Here is a 19,453-nt window from a genome sequence, read left to right on the forward strand (position 1 = left end):
GCTCCTCAGGGCTTGTGCCCTTTGACGGGGTCCAGTTCGGGCGTCTGCAACCACGAATAGCCGCTGTCCACGACAAATCGGCGGCGCAGCGACGAACGGCCGATCAGCATGGGGAATTTCATGTCGCTGCGATCGGCCAGGCTGATTTCGGCACGGAATTCGACCCCGCCGATCGTGAGCGGGGTTTTGATAACGTAGCGATATTGGGTCTTGCCATTCGAACTGGTGATTCCGCGCACGTCGACATGCACCGCCTCGCACACCTGGCGCACATGCTGCTGGTCGAAATCAACCGCGAAGCGCACGTATTTCTCGCCATCGCGTTCGAATTCCTCGATCACTTCGCCATGGAGCGAAGAGGTCCTCGCACCGGTATCGATCTTGGCCGGGACCGCGTGGAGGCCGAGCTCGGGTAGATGCACCAGTTCGCGCCAGCCGACGACCGGCAGTTCCTTGTATTTCTTATTCATTCGATGATCGCGATCCCGTCGCCGCCACCCGTGCCAGGCAGGCGGCGCAGCACCTTTCCTGTAGCGAAATCGACCTCGGCAATCGTGTCGTTGCGGGTTTCGGCGACATAGATACGCTCGCCATCTGGTGAGAACAGGATCGTCACCTGCGTCCGTGCCTCGGCCTGCGCGGGAGAGGAAACCGCGATGCTGCGCACCACATCGCCGCTTTGCGTGTCGATTACCGTCAGCCCACCATCGGCAAGATCCGAGGTGACCGCATAGTCACCCTGCGGGCGCAGCGTGATCCGTAGCGGGAAATTCCCGGTCTCGATCCGCTGCCGCACCTCCAGCGTCTGGGGGTCGAGCTTGAAGGCGGCATTCGATCCGCGCGCCGAAACCCATAGCGTTTCGCCGTCATCGGAAAGCCAGATGCCTTCCGGCTCCTCGCCAACTTCGACCGATGCGGGTGCGCGGCGGGTCTTGAGATCGACCCGCGTCACAGTCTTGCTGCCGAGATCGGTCGTCCAGGCGTGGTTTCCGCTGGGCGCGACGGCAAGCATATGGCTGCCTTCCTTGCCCGTGCCGCTTTCGAAGACCTCTGCCTGTTCCAGCGGATCGCGGATCCAGAAAACCGACTGGCGGCCCTCGGCCGTAGCGTAAAGATCGCCATTGGCATGCCAGACAATCCCGTGCGGACGCGCATTCGCACCAAGGTCGATACTGGCAACCTTGACCAGATCTGCGGTCCGGAAGATGTCCACCGTCTGCCCGCCATAGCAGGCGAGCGCGACATGCAGATCGTCGGGCGAAGTGGCCAATTCGTGCGGATTGGCACAGCTATCGACGCTGACGACTTGCTCACCGGAGGCGAGGTCGACCTTCGACAGCGTACTGCCGAACTTGCCGGCCACGAACAGCGCGCCTTCGACATCGCTGGCCACGCGCGGCGCGGCTGCCTCCCCCTCCCCGTCGACGGGCGCACAGGCGACCGCCAGCGGGAAAGCGAAGGCCAGGGTGAAGCGGCTTACCACCCTTCGGTCTTTCCGGCGTTCTGCTCGTCGAGCCATGCCTTCAGCGGGGCAAAGTACTCCGCCATCGCCTTGCCGCTCATCTGGCGTTCGCCGGTGAAGGCTTCGAGCGCGTCGGGCCACGGCTTGCTGGCGCCCATTTCGAGCATGGCATTGAGGTTCTTGCCGACTTCTTCGTTGCCGTAGAACGAGCAGCGATGCAGCGGCCCTTCCCAACCTGCCTGGTCGCAAGCGGCCTTGAAGAACTGGAACTGCAGGATTCGCGCGAGAAAGTAGCGCGTGTAAGGCACATTGCCCGGGATGTGATACTTCGCGCCCGCATCGAACTTGGTCTCGTCGCGCTCCACCGGCGGAACGATCCCCTGGTATTGCAGGCGCAGGTCGTTCCAGCCCTTGTTGAGCTCATTAGTCGGGATCGAGCCGTTGAACAGCTCCCAGCGATAACGGTCGACCAGAAGGCCGAATGGCAGGAAGGCGATCTTGTCCATCGCCTCGCGCAGCAGCAGGCCGATGTCCTTGTCGGCGCTCGGCACGTCGGCGCGGTCGAGCATGTCGATCTGCACGAGATATTCGGGCGTGATCGAAAGCGCGATCATGTCGCCGATAGCCTCGTGAAAACCGTCATTCGCGCCGTTCAGATGCAAATAGTCCTGCTGGTTGTAGGCACGCTGGTAGTAGTTGTGGCCAAGTTCGTGGTGGATGACCTTGAAGTCGTCCGCATTGCGCTTGATGCACATCTTGATGCGCAGATCGTCGACATTGTCGACGTCCCAGGCACTGGCATGGCAGACCACTTCGCGGTCCTGCGGCTTGGTGAACTGGCTGCGCTGCCAAAAGGTCTCGGGCAGCGGTTCGAAGCCCAATGAGGAGAAGAACTGTTCGCCCACGCGGACCATCTCGACCTCGTCGAGATCCTTCTGCTCGATCAGCTCAGTGAGGTCGTAGCCGATATCGCCTGCGCCCGCCGGAGCGACGAGCGGGTAGATATTGCCCCATTCCTGCGCCCACATATTGCCGAGCAGGTCGGCACGGATAGGACCAGTGGCGGGTTGCACCTCGTCGCCATATTTTGCGTTGAGCTTGCTGCGGACATAGGTGTGCAGCGCCATGTAAAGCGGCTTTACTTCCTGCCACATGCGTTCGGTCTCGGCAGCGAACTGGTCGGGCGACATATCGTAATTCGATCGCCACATCGCGCCGAGGTCATCATACCCGAGCTCGGCTGCACCTTCGCCGGCAATGGCGATCATGCGCTGGTAATCATCGCGCATCGGCGCGCCGACATTGTCGTGCCAGCTCGTCCACATCTCGGCCAGTTCGGCCGGGGTGCGGTCGAGATTGCCCATCTCGGCCTCTATATCGCTGCCGTTGATTTCCTCGCCATTGAGCGTGCCCTTGCCCTTGCCATAGGCCGAGCCAAGCTTGGTGGCGATTTCATTGAGCTCGGTCGCAGCGCCATCGCGGACCGGCGCGGGCATGACGATGCCATTGCGCAGGATGTCGAGCTTGCGCGCGACTTCGGGATCCAGGCCCGCAACCTGGGCATATTTCGCCGCCTCATTCGCATATTTGACCGACTTCTCGGTCGCCTGCGCGCCGTATTTGGCGGCAAGCTGGTCGCTATCGTGGATGATATAGGTCGAATTGATCCACAAAACCCGGCCATATTCGACCGAGAAATCGAACATGTCCTTTTCGACCATAGCCACCCAATCGGCGGCGCCCTGCGGAGTCATGGGATACGCACTGGCCATCTCGGACTGGGCCTCGTGTTGGTTCGCGAGCGCGGGGCTGGCGAGCGAAATGGCGAGCGCGGACAGGGCGACGGATGCGAATTTCATGCAGGACCTCTCGATGATGTTCTAGCGTGTGGTTTCACCTGCTACCGGATTGCACCTGCCAGGCCGGTTAATCAAGCAGGCGGCGCACCAAATCGACGAATGGCGAGTGCCATCAGCACACCTCCGAAGGTCGCGATCCAGGCGACGACCTTCACCGGGCGGGCCGTGGCCGCGACCGTAGCCATCCAGTCCGAACCCTGTTCGCTGAGAAGCTGGACCACCTGAAGAATGGTTTCGGTATAGTCGGTGACGAGAAAGGTGATTGCCGAAATGGCGATCAGCATGCCTAGCATCCTTGCCGCACCCCGCATCGCCATGAAGCTGCGCCCGGCCAGCCAGCTTCCCCAGCCATAGATGCCGATGAAAACCAGATCGCCAAGCATCGCAATAATGGCGAGAGTGCGAACACCACCTTCGCGCCATTGCCCCTGTATCTCGTCCACCCGCGCCGCGCTGCCCGCCGCCTGGTGTTCGGCAACACCCAACGTCACGCTTTCCGGATGCATGACCGCCATGCTCAGCACGATGACGATCGCGAAGGCCACCAGACCCCACAGCCACCAGCGCAAATTCGGTTTCGGTTCACTCATGTCTGCCCCCCAAGCCAACGTGCGATCGCCCGCCCCAGATCGGGCTTGGTCACGCTGCTCATATGCGTACCGGGGACCTCGACGTAATCGGCATTCGGCAGCAGGTCGGCGAGCTCCTCGGCCGAGCCATTGTCGCGATCCTCATCGCCGCAGACCACCAGAGTGGGCATGGTGATCGCATCGAGCAATACGAGGTCGAGATCGGGCATGGTATCGAGCAGCAGCCGAGCAGCCACGCGGTCGACTCCCTGCGACTTGAGGAACTGCATCGAGAAGAAGTCCGGATCGCCGCGCGGGATCGTATCGAACTCGTCGATCACGCGCCGGAACTTGGCCGCACGGCGATGCCATTCGCCCAGCCCTGCAGTCCCCATCCCGCCAATGACGAGGTTCTTCGGTTCGAGCACGCCATGCGCGGTCGCGTGCAGCGAAGTGCGCGCGCCGAGCGAAAAGCCGCCCAGATCGTATTCGTCGAGTCCGTAGTGATCCACCAGCGCTGCCACATCGCGTACCAGGACATTGGTGGGATATCTCTCAGGCTCGTGCGGAGCCTCGCTCTCGCCATGCACACGAAAGTCGAGCATCAGCACCTCGAAGCCCTGCGCCGCGATCGCTTCGTGATGCCCCCACTTGATCCAGTTCATCGCCGCGCTGGAGAACAGACCATGGAGCAAGACGAGCGGTCGCCCTTTGCCGTGCCGATGGACGGCCAGACGCGTGCCGTCGAAACTTTCGAATTGTTCGGTCACCGGTCCGCTCATGCCATCCCCACGAATTCGATCCACTCCTCGGTGGTTTGCGGCTGTGCGTCCATGACCCTCGCATCCGCGGGCAGGCCGATCCACGGCTGTTTGCTCTTCACCCACAGATGCGCCGCGGGAACCAGCGACGCGCTGTCGTCGAGCGTGCCGCAGCGCAGGCTGGCGAAGCCCTCGCGAGTGTCGTTCACCGCATAGATTCGCGCCTTGCATGTCGCGCAGCCGAGGATGCGCGAATGGGCTCCGCTGGGCTGATCGTATTCGCCCGTATCGAGATCGCCCGATATGTCGAGGTCGGTGAGCGCGAAGAGCATATGCTCGCTAAAGGCGCTGCCCGTCCGACTCTGGCAGTCGGTGCAGTGGCAGGCATAGGGCTTGAGCCGAAAGCCCTCGCGCAAGGTATAGCGTACTGCGCCGCACAGGCAGCCGCCGGTCAGCTCGCCCTTCATCGCACACCATCCCTTGGCGCAAGCCCCTTCTGCTCCATCCGCCATTGCGCCATCTCGATGCGGTCCTGACCGAAGAAGGGTTCGCCCTCGAATACCAGTGTCGGAACGCCCCAATGGCCGGCGGCTTCAAGCGCATCCTGATTGGCCGCGATCTCGGCGTCGAGTTCCTCCCCCTGCGCCTCGACCTCGGCAACGACTTCCGCCGCATCGAGCCCGGCAGCGGACAGGGCGTCCGCAAGATGGTCGCCCTCGTGCCAGTTCTCCTGACCGCCCCAGATGAGCTTGCCCGCCTCATGCGCGAAGACCAAGCCCTTGCCGTGCCGTGCAGCAGCCTGACCCATCCGAGTGACCCGGCGGATATAGGGCTGTTCGGCGCTGATCGCACGGGTGTTCGGGTCCTGAACGATCGGGTCGGGGCGCGGCGGGCCGAAGGCGATCGAGTGGTATTGTGCCACCCGCATCATGTCGCGGATCGTATAGGCCATCCAATTGGGATGGTTGCGCTCGAAAAAATCGGGCTGGCGGATCGCGAGCGGATAGACGGGCCTGAGCGCGATATCGACATCGTACTCTTCGGCCAGCGCGCGGTAGCGCCCGACCGAAAGGAAGCTGTAAGGTGAGCGGAAGCTGAAATAGAGGTCTGCGGACAGGGTCATGCCGCCCTTATACGCACAGGACGGCCTAGCGGAAGAAGCAGCTTATACCGGCCTGGAGCGCGGTAACGGTCTCGCCATCCTCGGCAAAGCCGGTGATGGTGCCAAAGTCCGCAGTGGTGTATTCAAACTCGCCCTCGAGCGTTGTATCGAGCTTGCGCACCTGTTTTTCGAGCCTGAGCCCTTCGAACTTGGTCGTGCCGGGCTGTATGCCGTCGGAGGTTGCTACCCCCTCGCCTTCGCGCAGGAACCAGCCGCGCAGTTCGCCATCCATATAAGCGATCTGCAGTGGGCCGAACTGGCTGAAATCCATCGGTCCGGCCCCGCACTCTTCGTTGCGCGACTTGCCCGGGGCAATGCCAAGTGCCTCGCCGATGGCCGCGTCGACATCCGCGCGCGCCGCGCCGAAGCGGAACGGCTCGGCGTCTGCCGGCCCGAGACCATTGGCGTCGACGAACACCTTTGCAGTCTCCACCGCATCGGTCGGGGCTTCGACCGGCTCGTGCGCGGGTTGGGCCTCACCACAAGCGGCAAGTACCAGCGGGAGGACGAGTAAGAGACTTTTTCGCATCATCCCTTCTTAAGGCACTCGCGCCCGAGGAGTTCCGCGATCTGGACCGCGTTCAATGCCGCGCCCTTGCGCAGATTGTCGGACACGCACCATAGGTTGATGCCGTTCTCGACCGTCGGGTCTTCGCGCACGCGGCTGATATAGGTGGCGCTATCACCGGCCGCTTCGACCGGCGTAATGTATCCGCCGTCCTCGCGCTTGTCGACGAGCATGCAGCCGGGCGCCTCGCGCAGGATATCCTGCGCCTGTTCGGCCGAGATCTCGTTCTCGAACTCGATGCTGACCGCCTCGGAATGGCCGACGAAAACCGGCACGCGCACGCAAGTCGCGGCGAGCTTGATCTTGGGATCGACGATCTTCTTGGTTTCGACCACCATCTTCCATTCTTCCTTGGTCGAGCCGTCATCAAGGAAGACGTCGATATGCGGGATGACGTTGAAGGCGATCTGCTTGGTGAACTTCACCGGGTCGACCGGATCGCCGACAAAGATGTTGCGGCTCTGCTCGAACAGCTCGTCCATGCCCGCCTTGCCCGCGCCGGAAACCGACTGGTAGGTAGACACGACGACGCGCTTGATGGTCGCAACATCGTGCAACGGTTTTAGCGCCACCACCAGCTGCGCGGTCGAGCAGTTGGGATTGGCGATGATGTTCTTCTTGGAATAGCCGTGAATCGCATCCGGGTTAACCTCGGGCACGATCAGGGGCACGTCCGGGTCCATGCGGTAAAGCGAGCTGTTATCGATCACCACACAACCCGCAGCCGCCGCCTTGGGGGCATATTCTTTCGCCGGGCCGCTACCCGCAGAAAACAGCGCAATATCCCAGCCCGACCAGTCGAAATGCTCGATATTCTGGCATTTGAGCATCTTGCCGGTATCGCCGAATTCAACCTCCGACCCATGCGAGCGGCTCGACGCGACCGCCGCGATCTCGTCGATCGGAAACTCGCGCTCGGCAAGCACCATCATCATTTCGCGCCCGACGTTCCCCGTCGCGCCGACCACGGCAACACGATAACCCAATTCACCATCTCCAACAGAACTGCGCCGCCGAGATAGCGATTACCTGCGCGCCCGCAAGCGCACATTCGATTGCGTGGGGTAAAGCCCTATTCGGGCGGCGTTACCCCGTGCGCTTCGAGGAAGCGGAACACCGTGTTGTAGCGATGCGGGCTGATCTTCTCGCCCGACACGCGGTGCGTATATCCCGGATAGAGCATCATTTCGAACGGCACATTGGCTTCCTGCATCGCGGAAATCACCTCGGTCGCGTTCTCGAACACCACATTGTCGTCCGCCATGCCGTGAATAATCAGCAGCGGGTCGGTGATCTTCCCCGCATTGGGGATCGCGCTGGCGGCTTCATAGGCCCCGCCATCCGCCTGCGGCGTGCCCATATAGCGTTCGGTGTAGTGCGTGTCGTAGAGTTCCCACTTCGTCACCGGCGCGCCCGAAATGCCCGCTGCATACAGCCCCGGATCCGCCTGGAGCTGCTTCAACGTCATGTATCCGCCATAGGACCAGCCATCGATAGCGATCTTGGCCGGATCGACGAAGGGCAGCGTCTTGAGATATTCCGCTCCCGCCTTTTGGTCGCGCACCTCGACCCCGCCCATTGCGCGGTAGATCGGCTGTTCGAACGCCACACCGCGATTGGCGCTGCCGCGATTGTCGAGCGCGAACCAGATATAGCCCTTGTCGACGATTGCCTGACGCAGCGCACCATTCCAGCCGCGATTGACGATTTGCGGCCCCGGCCCGCCATAATGGTAGAAATAGACCGGATAGCGCTTGCCCGGCTCCATCTCCGGCGTGACCATTTCCCAATGCAGCGGCGTTCCGTCCTCTGCAGGGATCGTGCCGTATTGCGTGGGCCGATGGCTGGCCAGATAAGGCGCATAGGGGTGGTCGGCGTCGAGCGCGTTCTCCTCCACCCAGGCGAGCCGCTTGCCCTCCTGATCCGCGAGATACATCTGCGGCGGCGTATCGTCGTTCGAGCGGGTGACGAGCAGCGTCTGGCCTTTCTTGTCCATGGTCGCCGAATGGGTAAAGCCCGGCTCCGTCAGGCGGTGTGGCATCGTCGGGGCCTGCGTCGCGAAATCATAGGCATAGACATGCTGTTCCAGCGGGTCCTGCTCGCTTGTGGCGAGGAAGAACAGGCGGCTGGTCTGCTGATCCACCCCGACAAGCTTGGTGACGACATACTGGCCCTTGGTCATCTGCTTGTATGCGCGCCAATCCTCTTCACCCATATAGCGGTAGAGATGGGCAAAGCCGTCACGCTCCGACCACCAGATAAGATCGCCATCGTCCAGAAAGCGGTAATTGTCCGACAGGTTGATCCAGTAGCCATCGCCGCCATGCTGCTGCGACGCCTCTTCCTGAACCACGATCTCGCTCGCGCCGGTGGCCGGATCGACCTTGAGCAGGTCCATCCAGGTCTGTTCGCGGTTCTGCCGCTGGACATAGAACACGCTGCCATCGGGCGCCCAATCGACGCGGGCGAGATAGAAATCGTCAGGGTTTTTCGGGTCGTAATAGGTCGCAGACTGGTTGCTGCGCAGATCGACCTCGACACGGTTCTGGCCGTTGGGGTCCATCACATAGAGCTGGACCTTGGCATTTGCGCTGCCCGCCACCGGGTATCGCTGGTCGAACACCTTCGTGCCGGTCGCGCCAATGGCCGCGCGCGTGACCACGCCGACCATGCTTTCATCGGTCCGCTGGACGACGATGCGGTTCTCGTCCGGGCTCCACCAGTAACCGTCGTGCCGACTCATCTCCTCCTGCGCGACGAATTCAGCTTCGCCCCAGCGGATCGTCTCGCCTTCCCTGGCCGTGATCGGGGCATGTTCGCCGGTCACCGGGCCGACCCATAGCTGGCGGTCGCGCACGAAGGAGATGTAGTTTCCATGCGGGCTGAGCGCGGGGTTGAGTTCGCTTTCCTCGGTATCAGTGACGCGCACCACATCACCTGTCAGCGCAGCGAGATAAAGATCGCCATCCAGCGGCACGAGCAGCGCCTCGCCGTTGCTGGTCCATTCGTAATCGATGATCCCGCGCAAATTGCCGACGCGGGCGCGTTCGCGCTGCATTTTCTCGTCTTCGGACAGTTCGCGGCCCGAACCGATTTTCTCGCTATCGACCAGCATCGCCCATGTGCCGCCGCTGCGGTCATAGGCCCACAGATCGTAGCGCTCGCGATCGTCCTCGCGATTGCGCAGCACGGTGAGATAGCGGCCATCAGGAGAGAGCTTGGGCTTGCGCGGGCTCGGCCCGTCGAGGCCGGGCGAGGCGAAGACCCGCTCGAAGGTGAGATCCGGTCCCTCGCTCATCGTATCGTCGCCAGCAAGGGCGGGCGCGGCGAGAGGCAGAAGAGCGGCGGCAAGCAGAAGGCGCATGGGGGTGTGGTCCCTTTCATCATTGCCACCCGCATGCCCAATCGCAGGCCATAAGAAAAGGGGCGCGGCGGTCATCCCGCCACGCCCCTTCCCTTGTTCGGTTGATAAACCGCCTTTGCCGCTTATGCCTTCGGCGCGTTGTCGCGACGTTCGGCGATACGCGCACGCTTGCCGGTGCGGCCGCGCAGATAGTAGAGCTTAGCGCGACGCACGATGCCGCGGCGAACCACGGTGATGCTGTCGATGATCGGCGAGTAGAGGGGGAACACACGCTCCACGCCTTCGCCGAAGCTCATTTTGCGGACGGTGAAGTTGCTGCCCATGCCACGGTTCGAGCGGGCAATGACAACGCCTTCGAAATTCTGGACGCGTTCACGGCTACCTTCGATAACCTTGACGCCAACGCGCACGGTATCGCCGGCGCGGAATTCGGGAATTTCCTTCCCGAGGTTCTCGATAGCTTCCGCTTCGAGCTGCTGAATGAGGTTCATCGAACCATATCCTTAATCTTTTCGCCGCGCGCCAGAGGCAGATCGGTCCCGAACGTCACTATAACGTTCCCAAAGGTCCGGCCTGCGTAACCGTGTGTCTTCCTCGCTCCTCGCCTTGCGCCAGGCAGCGATTTTCGCATGATCCCCCGATCGCAGCACTTCAGGGATCGTGCGCCCTTCCCATTCCTGAGGTCGGGTATATTGCGGATATTCGATGAGGCCGTTTTCGTAGCTCTCTTCGACTCCGCTATCGGGCGCGCCCATTACTCCGGGAAGCAGGCGAATGCAAGCATCGAGAATGGCCAAGGCGGCGGTCTCTCCGCCCGACAGGACGATATCGGCCAGGCTGACCTGTTCGATCTGCGGATAGGCCTCGAAAATCCGTTCGTCGAAGCCTTCGAACCGACCGCACAGGATGGCAACGCCCGGACCTTGTGCGATTTCGCGAATGCGTGCCTGCGTGATCGGCTTCCCGCGCGGCGTCATGGCGAGAATTGGCCTGCCCGTGCCTACGCTGGCGAGCGCCGCACCAATCACATCGGGCTTCAGCACCATGCCCGCCCCGCCCCTGCGGGCGTATCGTCGACCGTGCGATGCTTGTCCTTCGCGAAATCCCGGATTTGCACCGTCTCGCACGACCAATCCCCCGCTCCAGCGCGCGCCCGGCAAGGCTTATACCCAGCGGGCCAGGGAACATCTCGGGATAGAGCGTGAGAATGGTGGCGGCGAAAGTCATGCGCCGCCACCTAGCGTCAGACTGCGGTCAATTCCATCCCGGCCCAACGAAGAAGGCGATCAACGAGTGGTCAGGCGGCGATCGGTGGAATCAATCGTCGGCACGAATCTACCGACGACACTCGACGTGACCACACCGATGATTACCAGTCCGCCCGCTGAAAACAGGTCCATGCCGTCCAACGTGACGCTGCTGGCCCCTTCAAGGCGCGCGGCGAGCACTGCCGCCAGCGGGGCCGCACCCGAAAACAGGTGGCGAAGGCGCGGACCGATCGTCGGGGAGACCTTGGCTACGGTGGCGCTGAGCCCTGCCGCCATCGCGCCATATGCGCCGATCAGGAAAACCGCACTATCGAACATTTCGATCCCCTAGGCTTGGCGCGCATGCCGATGCGCAGCTTGCATATCTCAGACCACGAGACTTGGCTGTCTCCCGCGAGCAACGCAAAGCCCGTTCTATCTCTGTCAGATCGAGCTCTGCGAACAGCGTTTTTTCCTCGCCCACCCGCACCAAGCCACTGGCTGTCTTACCTGGCACCCTTTCCGATCCCGCGCGTATCCCTGCCATGGAGATCGACGACTGCATCATCGTGGGCGCAGGCCCGGCGGGGCTAACAGCGGCGATCTATCTTGCACGGTATCACCTCGATATCCGCCTGTTCGATTGCGGCACAAGCCGGGCAAGCTGGATCCCGACAAGCCACAACCACGCCGGCTTTCCCGACGGCATCAACGGCAACGAACTGCTCGAACGGATGCGCGAGCAGGCCGCGAAATACGGAGCCCTACGCGAGCCGAGGCGGGTGAGCGACCTCGAGCGCGATGGCGAATATTTCACCGTCCACTGCGACGAAGAGGAGTATCGCGCGCGTACCGTTCTGCTGGCCACGGGCGTGGTCAACAACCGGCCCGAGGGGATCGACGAGCAACTCCATGACGAAGCGATGGCGCGCGGCCTGATCCGCTATTGTCCGGTTTGCGATGGCTACGAAGTCACCGACAGACGTGTCGCGGTGATCGGCACCGGCGACCATGGCACCGCAGAGGCTCAGTTCCTCCGAACCTATACGAAGGATCTCACATTGATCTCGCCCGGCGGCGATCATGACGTGTCGGAGCGGTGTTCAGCGATGTTGGACGCGGCGGGAATCGCCCGCGTCGCGGGACCGTGCGGCGGTTTCGCGATCGAGAACGGCAGGCTCGCCTGCGATACCGCGGATGGCCGGATGGCGTTCGACAGCATCTATCCCGCACTCGGATCGGTCGTGCGTTCGGGGCTGGCCATGAAATGCGGCGCGAAAGTGAGCGATGGTGACTGCATCCTCGTCGACGACCACCTGGAAACCAGCGTGCCGGGGCTTTTCGCTGCGGGCGATGTGGTCCTCGGGCTGGACCAGATCAGTCACGCGATGGGGCAGGCAGGTGTCGCCGCTACAACCATCCGCAACCATTTATCGGAGAAGGCGCCCCTGCGCCGTTAATCGACGAAGTCGGCGTTCACGGTCAGCGTTTCGCTATCCCAGGTGGGCACGGCCTGCTTCGTCAAGGGAACCATGAATGTTGTGCCGTCGGGTCTCTCGATCTCGACAATATCGGTGGCGCCGAAATTCTCGACCGCGCAGACGCGGCCCACCGTATCGCCCCTGCCGGTGACAACGGAAAGGCCGATCAGGTCGGAGAAATAGAATTCGTCTTCGGCAAGGTCCGGCAAGACCTCGCGAGAAACGGAAAGAGCGGTGCCGCGCAGCTGCTCGGCCGAGGTACGATCCGTGACCTCGGCAAAACGTGCGATGGCACCGCCCTTGTTGTCGCCGCGGATTTTGAGGAGGGTCAGCGTCCCCCCATTGAAGCTCCTGAGCGGTTTGAGCGCATCGACACCCTCGCCGAAAAGCTTCAGGCGAACTTCGCCCGCGACGCCATGCGCACCGGTGACGGCAGCCAGCGTAACGGGCTTGTCCGACATGGCCGCGATTACTCGCCCTTGTCTTCAGCAGCACCTTCCGAAGCGGCTTCGGTGGCTTCCTCAGGAGCAGCCTCTTCCGCCGGAGCTTCGGCAGCAGCCTTGGCTTCTTCCTCGGCAGCCTTCTTGGCTTCCTCGGCTTCAGCGATCTTGGCGGCCTTTTCTTCGGCGCGTTCCTTGGCGGCTTCGCCCGGCTCACCCTTCTTCGGGTTGTTCCGCGGCGCGCGCTCGAGGATTCCTGCGGCATCAAAGAAACGGTGGACGCGGTCCGAAGGTTTCGCGCCGACCGACAGCCAGTGACGCGCGCGGTCTTCGTTGAGCTTCACACGCTCGCCCGAATCCTTCGGCAGCATCGGGTTGTAGGTGCCGATCTGCTCGAGATACTTGCCGTCACGCGCCGAACGCGAATCGGCGACGACGATACGGTAGTAGGGGCGCTTCTTGGCACCACCACGCGAAAGACGGATTGCAACTGCCATTTGATATTACCTTTCGAACGTAAACTTTTGAAACTTATTTCTTCTTGAGCATTTCTTGCAGGTCGGGCGGGAGCGTGCTGGGATCGACGCCCGGCCCCTTCGCCCCGGGCGCTCCGAGGCCGGGCATGCCGCCCATGCCGCCACCGCTGCCCATTCCGGGCATCCCGCTGCCGCCGAACAGCGCGCCGAGCCCCTTGAGGCCGCCCATCTTCTTGATCTGCTTCATTGCGCGGGACATTTCCTGGTGCATCTTCAGCACCTTGTTGACCTCCTGCACCTGCGTCCCCGAACCTGCGGCCACGCGTTTCTTGCGCTTGGCATTGAGCAGCGCGGGGTTCTTGCGCTCCTTCGGCGTCATCGATCCGATAATCGCATCCATGTGAACGAGCACCTTGTCGTCCATGTTCGACGCCGCCATCGCTGCCTTGGCCTTTTTCATGCCCGGCAGCATCCCTGCAAGCATGCCGAGGCCGCCCATGTTTTGCATCTGCTTCAGTTGCATGCGCAGATCCTCGAGGTCGAACTGGCCCTTCGCCATCTTCTTGGCGAGCGCCTCGGCCTCGTCCTGCTTGATGGTTTCGGCGGCTTTCTCGACCAGCGACACGACATCGCCCATGCCCAGGATGCGGCCGGCCACGCGTTTGGGATCGAACGCCTCGATCGCGTCGAGTTTTTCACCCGTACCCGCAAATTTGATCGGCTTGCCGGTGACATAGCGCATCGAGAGCGCCGCACCGCCGCGCGCATCGCCATCCATGCGGGTCAGCACCACGCCGGTCAGCGGCACTTCGCCGGTGAAGCTCTGTGCGACATTGACCGCGTCCTGGCCGGTCAGGCTGTCGACCACCAGCAGCACTTCGGTCGGCGCGGAGACGCTGGCGATCGCCTTCATCTCTGCCATCAGCGCTTCGTCGACATGCAGGCGGCCCGCCGTGTCGAGCAGCAGCACGTCGGCAGCCTGGAGCTTGGCGCTTTCCATCGCGCGGCGGGCGATATCGACCGGCTGCTGCCCTTCGATGATCGGCAGGGTCGCCACTTCGACCTGCTCGCCGAGAACCTTAAGCTGTTCCTGCGCGGCGGGACGATTGACGTCCAGCGACGCCATCAGCGCCTTTTTGCCATGCTTTTCGCGGATCAGCTTGCCGAGCTTGGCGGTGGTGGTCGTCTTACCCGAGCCCTGCAGGCCGACCATCATGATGACAACCGGGGGCTTGGCGGCAAAGTTCAGCTCGCGGTCGGCAGGATCGGCATCCTCGCCGCCGCCGAGCATGGCAGTAAGCTCGTCATCGACGATCTTGACGACCTGCTGCCCCGGCGTGACCGATTTCAGGACTTCCGAACCGATTGCCTTCTCGGTCACCGTATCGATGAAGCGGCGCACGACGGGCAGCGCGACATCGGCCTCGAGCAGCGCGATACGAATCTCGCGCATCGCCTCGCGCACGTCGTTCTCCGACAGTGCGCCGCGCCCTTTCAGGCGGTCGAAGACATTGCCGAGCCGGTCGGACAGAGTATCGAACATGCCTGCTTACTCCTCCCCAATGGCGAACCACCGGATTAAACGCGAAAAACGCCGGCGGACGAGAACTCGTCGGCCAGCGTGGGGAATTCCCCGATGAAACCCAAGTTTGCGCCCGGGTGTGGTGGAAGCAAGCCGCAGCCGTCGCCACGGCCTGCTACCATCAAACTCGCGCGGCGGTTTCGCCGGATGCCGGTTCGTGTTGACGGCGAAAATGGTGGGGCCGGAGAACCGGAGCGCAGCGACCATCAGGTCGTGAGCACCGGAAGCGGACGGACCCGCCATTTGCAGCCCAACACGGGCCGACAGACGGTGAAACCGAAATGGTGGAGCCTAGCGGGATCGAACCGCTGACCTCTACAATGCCATTGTAGCGCTCTCCCAGCTGAGCTAAGGCCCCGTGCCATTTTCAAATCGACGCATCCTGGGAGGTGCGTCACCCTTGCGGGAGGCGCCCAATATAAGCAGCCCTCCCGCAATGCAACAGCAAAATTAGCTATCGTCGGAATCGTCGTCGTCACCCTTGGACTTGGTCTCTACTCCAAGGTCGTCGTCACCGCCCAGATCGACTTCGTTATCGGGCGAATCATCGTCCTCGTCGATGTCGATATCCAGATCGTCATCGTCGTCGTCGCCGCCCAGATCGCTATCGGCTTCGCCCTTCTTGTCCTTCTTCTCTTCCTCGGCGATGATCGGCTGCTTCGACTTGAGCACCGGTTCCGGCGTCCATTCTTCCCCGCATTCGATGCAGGTGACCGGATCGTCCTTGTTCAGATCGTAGAAGCGGGTGCCGCAGTTCGGGCAGGTCCGCTTGGTGCCCCATTCCGGTTTGACCATGTGTAATCCTTAGAGTCTGTCGCCCCCGGCGAAGCGCCGCAGGGTCGTGAATGCGCAATTGTCTTGATGGGTTCCCGCTGGGCAGGAATCAACAGCGCGCGCGCCTTGCCAGAACGCATGTGCACTGTCAAAGCGCCGCAGCCGTATCCATCGCCAATTACGGGACTCTCGATTGACCACCCACCGCTTCATGCCCTCTCCCCCGCTGACCGGACGCATCCGCGTTCCGGGCGACAAATCGATCAGCCATCGTTCGTTGATGTTCGGCGCGCTTGCCGTGGGCCGCACCCGCATTTCGGGCCTGCTCGAGGGTGAAGACGTGCTCGCCACCGCAGCAGCCATTCGTGCAATGGGCGTCCACATCGAACGCGACGGCGATGAGTGGGTGGTGCACGGCGTGGGTGTCGGCGGCCTATTGCAGCCCGACCGGGCGCTCGACATGGGCAATTCGGGTACTTCGACACGGCTCCTCATGGGCGTGATCGCAAGCCACGGAATCACCGCGACCTTCACTGGCGATGCCAGCCTGTCGAAACGCCCGATGAACCGGGTTATCGACCCGCTTTCGACCATGGGCGCAAGCTTTACCCCCTCCCCCGGCGGCACGTTGCCGCTGACGATGGAGGGCATGCAGCCCGCCGTGCCGATCACCTACCGCCTGCCTGTGGCCAGCGCGCAGGTGAAAAGCGCGGTACTGCTTGCCGGCCTGAACACACCGGGCACGACTACGGTGATCGAGCCGGTGCCGACGCGCGATCATACCGAGCGCATGCTGCGCGGGTTCGGCGCCGAACTGACAGTCGAGGAGGCCGATGGCGAGCGGGTCATCCGCATTCACAGTCCCGCCGAGCTGCGCCCCTGCGACATCGCCGTGCCGGGCGACCCGTCCTCCGCCGCCTTCTTCGCCGTGGCGGCCAGCGTGGTACCGGGCAGCGACCTCGTGATCGAGAATGTCGGCCTCAATCCGACCCGCGATGGCATTTTCCGCACGCTCGAGCTGATGGGTGCCGATATCGAAAAGCTGGACGAGCGCGAAGTCGGCGGGGAGCCGGTCGCCGATCTGCATGTGAAACACTCGCACCTCAGGGGGATCGAGGTCGATCCCGCCATCGCGCCGAGCATGATCGACGAATTTCCTATCCTCTTCGTCGCGGCCGCAATGGCCGAAGGCACCACCACGACCAGCGGCCTGGAAGAACTGCGCGTCAAGGAAAGCGACCGCCTCTCCGCTATGGCCACGGCACTGCAAGAGGTTGGCGTAACGCTGGAAGAAACGGATGACGGACTCATCATCGAAGGTTCGCATGGCGAGCCTCTGCCCGGCGGTGGCACAATCGCCACGCATCTCGATCATCGTATCGCGATGAGCATGGCGATCGCCGGTCTCGTCAGCCGTAAAGGGGTAGAAATAGACAGCACCGAACCCATCGCAACCAGCTTTCCCAATTTCGCTGCCCTCCTGGCTACGGCGTCCTCGTGATCGATCTCGACATTTACACCCTTGTTGGTTTCGTCGGCATGGGCTGCATCATCGGCGCCTATGCCTATCTGACGTGGAACGACGAACCGAACCCCTTCGTTCTTCATGGCACGAACCTAACCGGCGCCGCGCTGCTCACCGTATCGCTGCTGGTCCACACCAACTGGCCGAGCCTCGTGCTCGAAGGGTTCTGGGCGGCAATCGCCATCTGGGGCCTGGGAAAAGCGCTTCGCGCGCGGAGAACGAAAGCATGATTATCGCCGTCGACGGACCAACCGCCAGTGGGAAAGGCACCATTGCCAAGGCGCTTGCCCGGCATTTTGGGCTGCCCCATCTCGATACCGGATTGCTCTATCGCGCGGCCGGGCGACAGGTATTTCTCGACGGGGGCGATCCCGACGATGGCGGAGATGCGCTGGCGGCGGCCAGCTTTCCCGACAGCCTGCTGGACGATCCGCAACTGCGCGATGAAGAAACCGGCGGGCTCGCCAGCCGCGTTTCGGTGCACCCAGCACTGCGCCAGGCGCTGTTCGAGCGGCAACGGGCTTTTGCGACCCAGGAAGGCGGAGCTGTGCTGGACGGACGCGATATCGGCACCGTCATCGCACCCGAAGCCGACGCAAAACTTTTCGTCACCGCCAGCGTCGAAGCGCGCGCCCAGCGCCGTTTCCTCGAAATGCGCGAGCGCGGGGCCGGGGTCACTCTGTTGGAGATCCGCGACGATCTGCGCCGCCGCGACGAACGCGACCGCAATCGCGCGGTGGCGCCATTGGTCCCGGCCGAGGATGCTATGGTGATCGATACCAGCGCGCTCGGAAAGGAAGAAGCGATTGCCGCAGCGATCGAGGCAGTGAAACAAGCCATCTCCTGAGGCCGGTGTCCGGCAACCAAATCCATCCCGGTTGCCAGCGATCCCTCATCTCCATATCATGTTATGTACCTGGTTATGGAGATGCGCATGATCGATGTCGTCGCCCAGATGGGGCCAGCCTTTCTGGGCAGCAGGCTAAAGCGGCTCGGTGAACGCATGCAGGCGGGCGCGGCCAGCGTCCTGACCGATGCCGGGGTTCCGTTGCAGCCCGGCCACATGACGGCGATGGCGGCGCTGAGAACCGGCCCCAAGACCGTCGGCCAGCTGGCCGAGGCGAGCGGGACCAGCCAGCCTGGCATGACGCGCACGGTTGGGCACCTGAAAAAGCTGGGCCTTGCCACGGACGAGGCCTGCGCCGATCAGCGCAGCCGCATGATCGCGCTCACCGAACGGGGGCAGAGCATGGCGCTGCGCATCGCGACCGAGGTATGGCCGCGGGTCGGCGCGGCAGCCGAGGAAATTCTTGCCCGCGTCGAGGGCGATTTTCTCCACCATCTGGCGATCATTGAAGACGCTCTGGCCGAAGCCTCGATCGCGGAACGCGCAGCACGAACCGGCCCGCAAACGCTTACCCTGCGCGAGTACACGCCCGCCCTCGCCCGCGAGTTCCACGACATCAACCGCGAATGGATCGAGAGCATGTTCGCGATGGAAAAGGCCGACCGCGAAATCCTCGAACATCCGCAGGAACGGATAGTCGATCCCGGAGGCGACATCATCTTCGTTGAAGCGGCGGGGCTTGGCATCGTTGGGACCTGCGCACTGCTCAAGACCGGCCCGGGCGCTTTCGAACTGACCAAGATGGGCGTGCGCGAATGCGCGCGCGGGCTGAAGGCGGGGGAATTCCTGCTCGCCGGAATGATCGATCGCGCGCGCGAACTCGGCGCGCAGAAGCTGTATCTGCTCACCAACAGCAAGTGTGCACCGGCAATACACCTCTACGAAAAGCTCGGCTTCGAACACGATCGCGGGATTTTGGACGCCTACGCCGCACGGTACGAACGATGCGATGTGGCCATGCTCTACAAGGGGGCCTAGCGCCGGAACGGGAGACTCGTTCCGGCGGCGCTTTGCCACGGGCATGATCTGGTAGATGCTGTTGCCCAACCGCGAAAACTATCGAACCCCGTCGTTTTCCGCTCCGGAATCGGCAATGCTCCAACCCCCCTTTACCGTGCAGCATACAAGCCATGGCTTTGCCCGGCGTCCGTGCAAACCGCTTGCCTTTTGGCACCGTTTCGACTAGGCGCGCGGCCGTTCTCCCAATCTCCGATTGAAGAACCTTCGCGGCGGCATCCGGCCTCGCGAAGACGTCGGCCCTCTTGCCCCGTACGGC

Annotated in this window: 21 protein-coding genes, 1 tRNA gene and 1 pseudogene; 5 read left to right on the forward strand and 18 right to left on the reverse strand. The window is 62.7% G+C overall.

Annotated features, from left to right (window positions below):
* Nucleotides 1-5: 5 nt before the first annotated feature.
* The 13 genes and pseudogenes from DVR09_RS10975 to DVR09_RS11035 all read right to left on the reverse strand — a co-directional run bounded on the left by DVR09_RS10975 (nt 6) and on the right by DVR09_RS11035 (nt 11,331).
* Nucleotides 6-470: an ATP-dependent zinc protease family protein gene (locus DVR09_RS10975; protein ID WP_115416961.1), complete on the reverse strand. Its 465-nt coding sequence runs from the start codon at nt 468-470 to the stop codon at nt 6-8.
* Nucleotides 467-1,483 (reverse strand): YncE family protein, encoded by a 1,017-nt coding sequence (locus DVR09_RS10980; protein ID WP_234041410.1) that lies wholly within the window; start codon nt 1,481-1,483, stop codon nt 467-469. The genes DVR09_RS10975 and DVR09_RS10980 overlap by 4 nt, the downstream gene beginning before the upstream one ends.
* Nucleotides 1,477-3,321, reverse strand: a complete 1,845-nt coding sequence (locus DVR09_RS10985; protein ID WP_115416963.1) for a M2 family metallopeptidase — start codon at nt 3,319-3,321, stop codon at nt 1,477-1,479. Before DVR09_RS10985 ends, DVR09_RS10980 begins: the two co-directional genes overlap by 7 nt.
* 71 nt (nt 3,322-3,392) lie before the next feature.
* Nucleotides 3,393-3,911 (reverse strand): hypothetical protein, encoded by a 519-nt coding sequence (locus DVR09_RS10990; RefSeq protein ID WP_115416964.1) that lies wholly within the window; start codon nt 3,909-3,911, stop codon nt 3,393-3,395.
* Complete coding sequence (locus tag DVR09_RS10995) at nt 3,908-4,672, reverse strand: alpha/beta fold hydrolase (RefSeq protein ID WP_115416965.1); 765 nt, start codon at nt 4,670-4,672, stop codon at nt 3,908-3,910. The genes DVR09_RS10990 and DVR09_RS10995 overlap by 4 nt, the downstream gene beginning before the upstream one ends.
* A complete protein-coding gene (locus DVR09_RS11000) occupies nt 4,669-5,118 on the reverse strand; it encodes a GFA family protein (protein WP_162814946.1) in 450 nt (149 codons plus the stop codon). Before DVR09_RS11000 ends, DVR09_RS10995 begins: the two co-directional genes overlap by 4 nt.
* The gene (locus DVR09_RS11005) at nt 5,115-5,774 is read right to left on the reverse strand and encodes a 2-hydroxychromene-2-carboxylate isomerase (protein WP_115416967.1); all 660 of its coding nucleotides are present in this window, start codon (nt 5,772-5,774) and stop codon (nt 5,115-5,117) included. The genes DVR09_RS11000 and DVR09_RS11005 overlap by 4 nt, the downstream gene beginning before the upstream one ends.
* Nucleotides 5,775-5,799: 25 nt before the next feature.
* A complete protein-coding gene (locus DVR09_RS11010; RefSeq protein ID WP_115416968.1) occupies nt 5,800-6,342 on the reverse strand; it encodes a hypothetical protein in 543 nt (180 codons plus the stop codon).
* Nucleotides 6,342-7,367: an aspartate-semialdehyde dehydrogenase gene (locus DVR09_RS11015; protein ID WP_115416969.1), complete on the reverse strand. Its 1,026-nt coding sequence runs from the start codon at nt 7,365-7,367 to the stop codon at nt 6,342-6,344. Before DVR09_RS11015 ends, DVR09_RS11010 begins: the two co-directional genes overlap by 1 nt.
* Nucleotides 7,368-7,453: 86 nt before the next feature.
* On the reverse strand, nt 7,454-9,745 hold the full coding sequence (locus DVR09_RS11020) for a S9 family peptidase (protein WP_115416970.1): 2,292 nt from the start codon (nt 9,743-9,745) through the stop codon (nt 7,454-7,456).
* 122 nt (nt 9,746-9,867) lie between these two features.
* Nucleotides 9,868-10,236: a 50S ribosomal protein L19 gene (gene rplS / locus DVR09_RS11025; RefSeq protein WP_115416971.1), complete on the reverse strand. Its 369-nt coding sequence runs from the start codon at nt 10,234-10,236 to the stop codon at nt 9,868-9,870.
* 12 nt (nt 10,237-10,248) lie between these two features.
* Nucleotides 10,249-10,972: pseudogene (trmD, locus tag DVR09_RS11030) on the reverse strand (tRNA (guanosine(37)-N1)-methyltransferase TrmD).
* Nucleotides 10,973-11,031: 59 nt separating this feature from the next.
* The gene (locus tag DVR09_RS11035; RefSeq protein WP_115416972.1) at nt 11,032-11,331 is read right to left on the reverse strand and encodes a hypothetical protein; all 300 of its coding nucleotides are present in this window, start codon (nt 11,329-11,331) and stop codon (nt 11,032-11,034) included.
* Nucleotides 11,332-11,537: 206 nt separating this feature from the next.
* Between DVR09_RS11035 and DVR09_RS11040 the strand changes: the two genes are divergently transcribed.
* On the forward strand, nt 11,538-12,452 hold the full coding sequence (locus DVR09_RS11040) for an NAD(P)/FAD-dependent oxidoreductase (RefSeq protein ID WP_115416973.1): 915 nt from the start codon (nt 11,538-11,540) through the stop codon (nt 12,450-12,452).
* Here the strand turns inward: DVR09_RS11040 and rimM are convergent.
* The 5 genes from rimM to DVR09_RS11065 form a co-directional block, all read right to left on the reverse strand.
* Complete coding sequence (gene rimM / locus DVR09_RS11045) at nt 12,449-12,934, reverse strand: ribosome maturation factor RimM (RefSeq protein ID WP_115416974.1); 486 nt, start codon at nt 12,932-12,934, stop codon at nt 12,449-12,451. The two genes, DVR09_RS11040 and rimM, sit on opposite strands and share 4 nt — an antisense overlap.
* Nucleotides 12,935-12,942: 8 nt before the next feature.
* On the reverse strand, nt 12,943-13,410 hold the full coding sequence (gene rpsP, locus DVR09_RS11050; RefSeq protein WP_115416975.1) for a 30S ribosomal protein S16: 468 nt from the start codon (nt 13,408-13,410) through the stop codon (nt 12,943-12,945).
* Nucleotides 13,411-13,444: 34 nt separating this feature from the next.
* The gene (gene ffh, locus DVR09_RS11055) at nt 13,445-14,932 is read right to left on the reverse strand and encodes a signal recognition particle protein (protein WP_115416976.1); all 1,488 of its coding nucleotides are present in this window, start codon (nt 14,930-14,932) and stop codon (nt 13,445-13,447) included.
* A gap of 321 nt (nt 14,933-15,253) precedes the next feature.
* A tRNA-Ala gene (locus DVR09_RS11060) sits at nt 15,254-15,329 on the reverse strand.
* 92 nt (nt 15,330-15,421) lie between these two features.
* On the reverse strand, nt 15,422-15,766 hold the full coding sequence (locus DVR09_RS11065) for a TIGR02300 family protein (RefSeq protein ID WP_115416977.1): 345 nt from the start codon (nt 15,764-15,766) through the stop codon (nt 15,422-15,424).
* Nucleotides 15,767-15,956: 190 nt separating this feature from the next.
* Here DVR09_RS11065 and aroA point away from each other — a divergent pair, with 190 nt between their 5' ends.
* From aroA to DVR09_RS11085, 4 genes are all read left to right on the forward strand, one after another.
* Nucleotides 15,957-17,246: a 3-phosphoshikimate 1-carboxyvinyltransferase gene (gene aroA, locus DVR09_RS11070; protein ID WP_115416978.1), complete on the forward strand. Its 1,290-nt coding sequence runs from the start codon at nt 15,957-15,959 to the stop codon at nt 17,244-17,246.
* A gap of 38 nt (nt 17,247-17,284) precedes the next feature.
* Nucleotides 17,285-17,500 carry a CBU_0592 family membrane protein gene (locus DVR09_RS11075; protein ID WP_115417913.1) on the forward strand — a complete coding sequence of 72 codons (216 nt, stop codon included), beginning with the start codon at nt 17,285-17,287 and terminating at the stop codon, nt 17,498-17,500.
* Nucleotides 17,497-18,117, forward strand: coding sequence for a (d)CMP kinase (locus DVR09_RS11080; protein WP_115416979.1), 621 nt, complete (start codon nt 17,497-17,499; stop codon nt 18,115-18,117). Before DVR09_RS11075 ends, DVR09_RS11080 begins: the two co-directional genes overlap by 4 nt.
* 87 nt (nt 18,118-18,204) lie before the next feature.
* Nucleotides 18,205-19,155: a bifunctional helix-turn-helix transcriptional regulator/GNAT family N-acetyltransferase gene (locus DVR09_RS11085; protein WP_115417914.1), complete on the forward strand. Its 951-nt coding sequence runs from the start codon at nt 18,205-18,207 to the stop codon at nt 19,153-19,155.
* The last annotated feature ends 298 nt before the right edge of the window (nt 19,156-19,453 follow it).

The sequence above is a fragment of the Erythrobacter aureus genome (assembly GCF_003355455.1).
Lineage (GTDB): Bacteria > Pseudomonadota > Alphaproteobacteria > Sphingomonadales > Sphingomonadaceae > Qipengyuania > Qipengyuania aurea.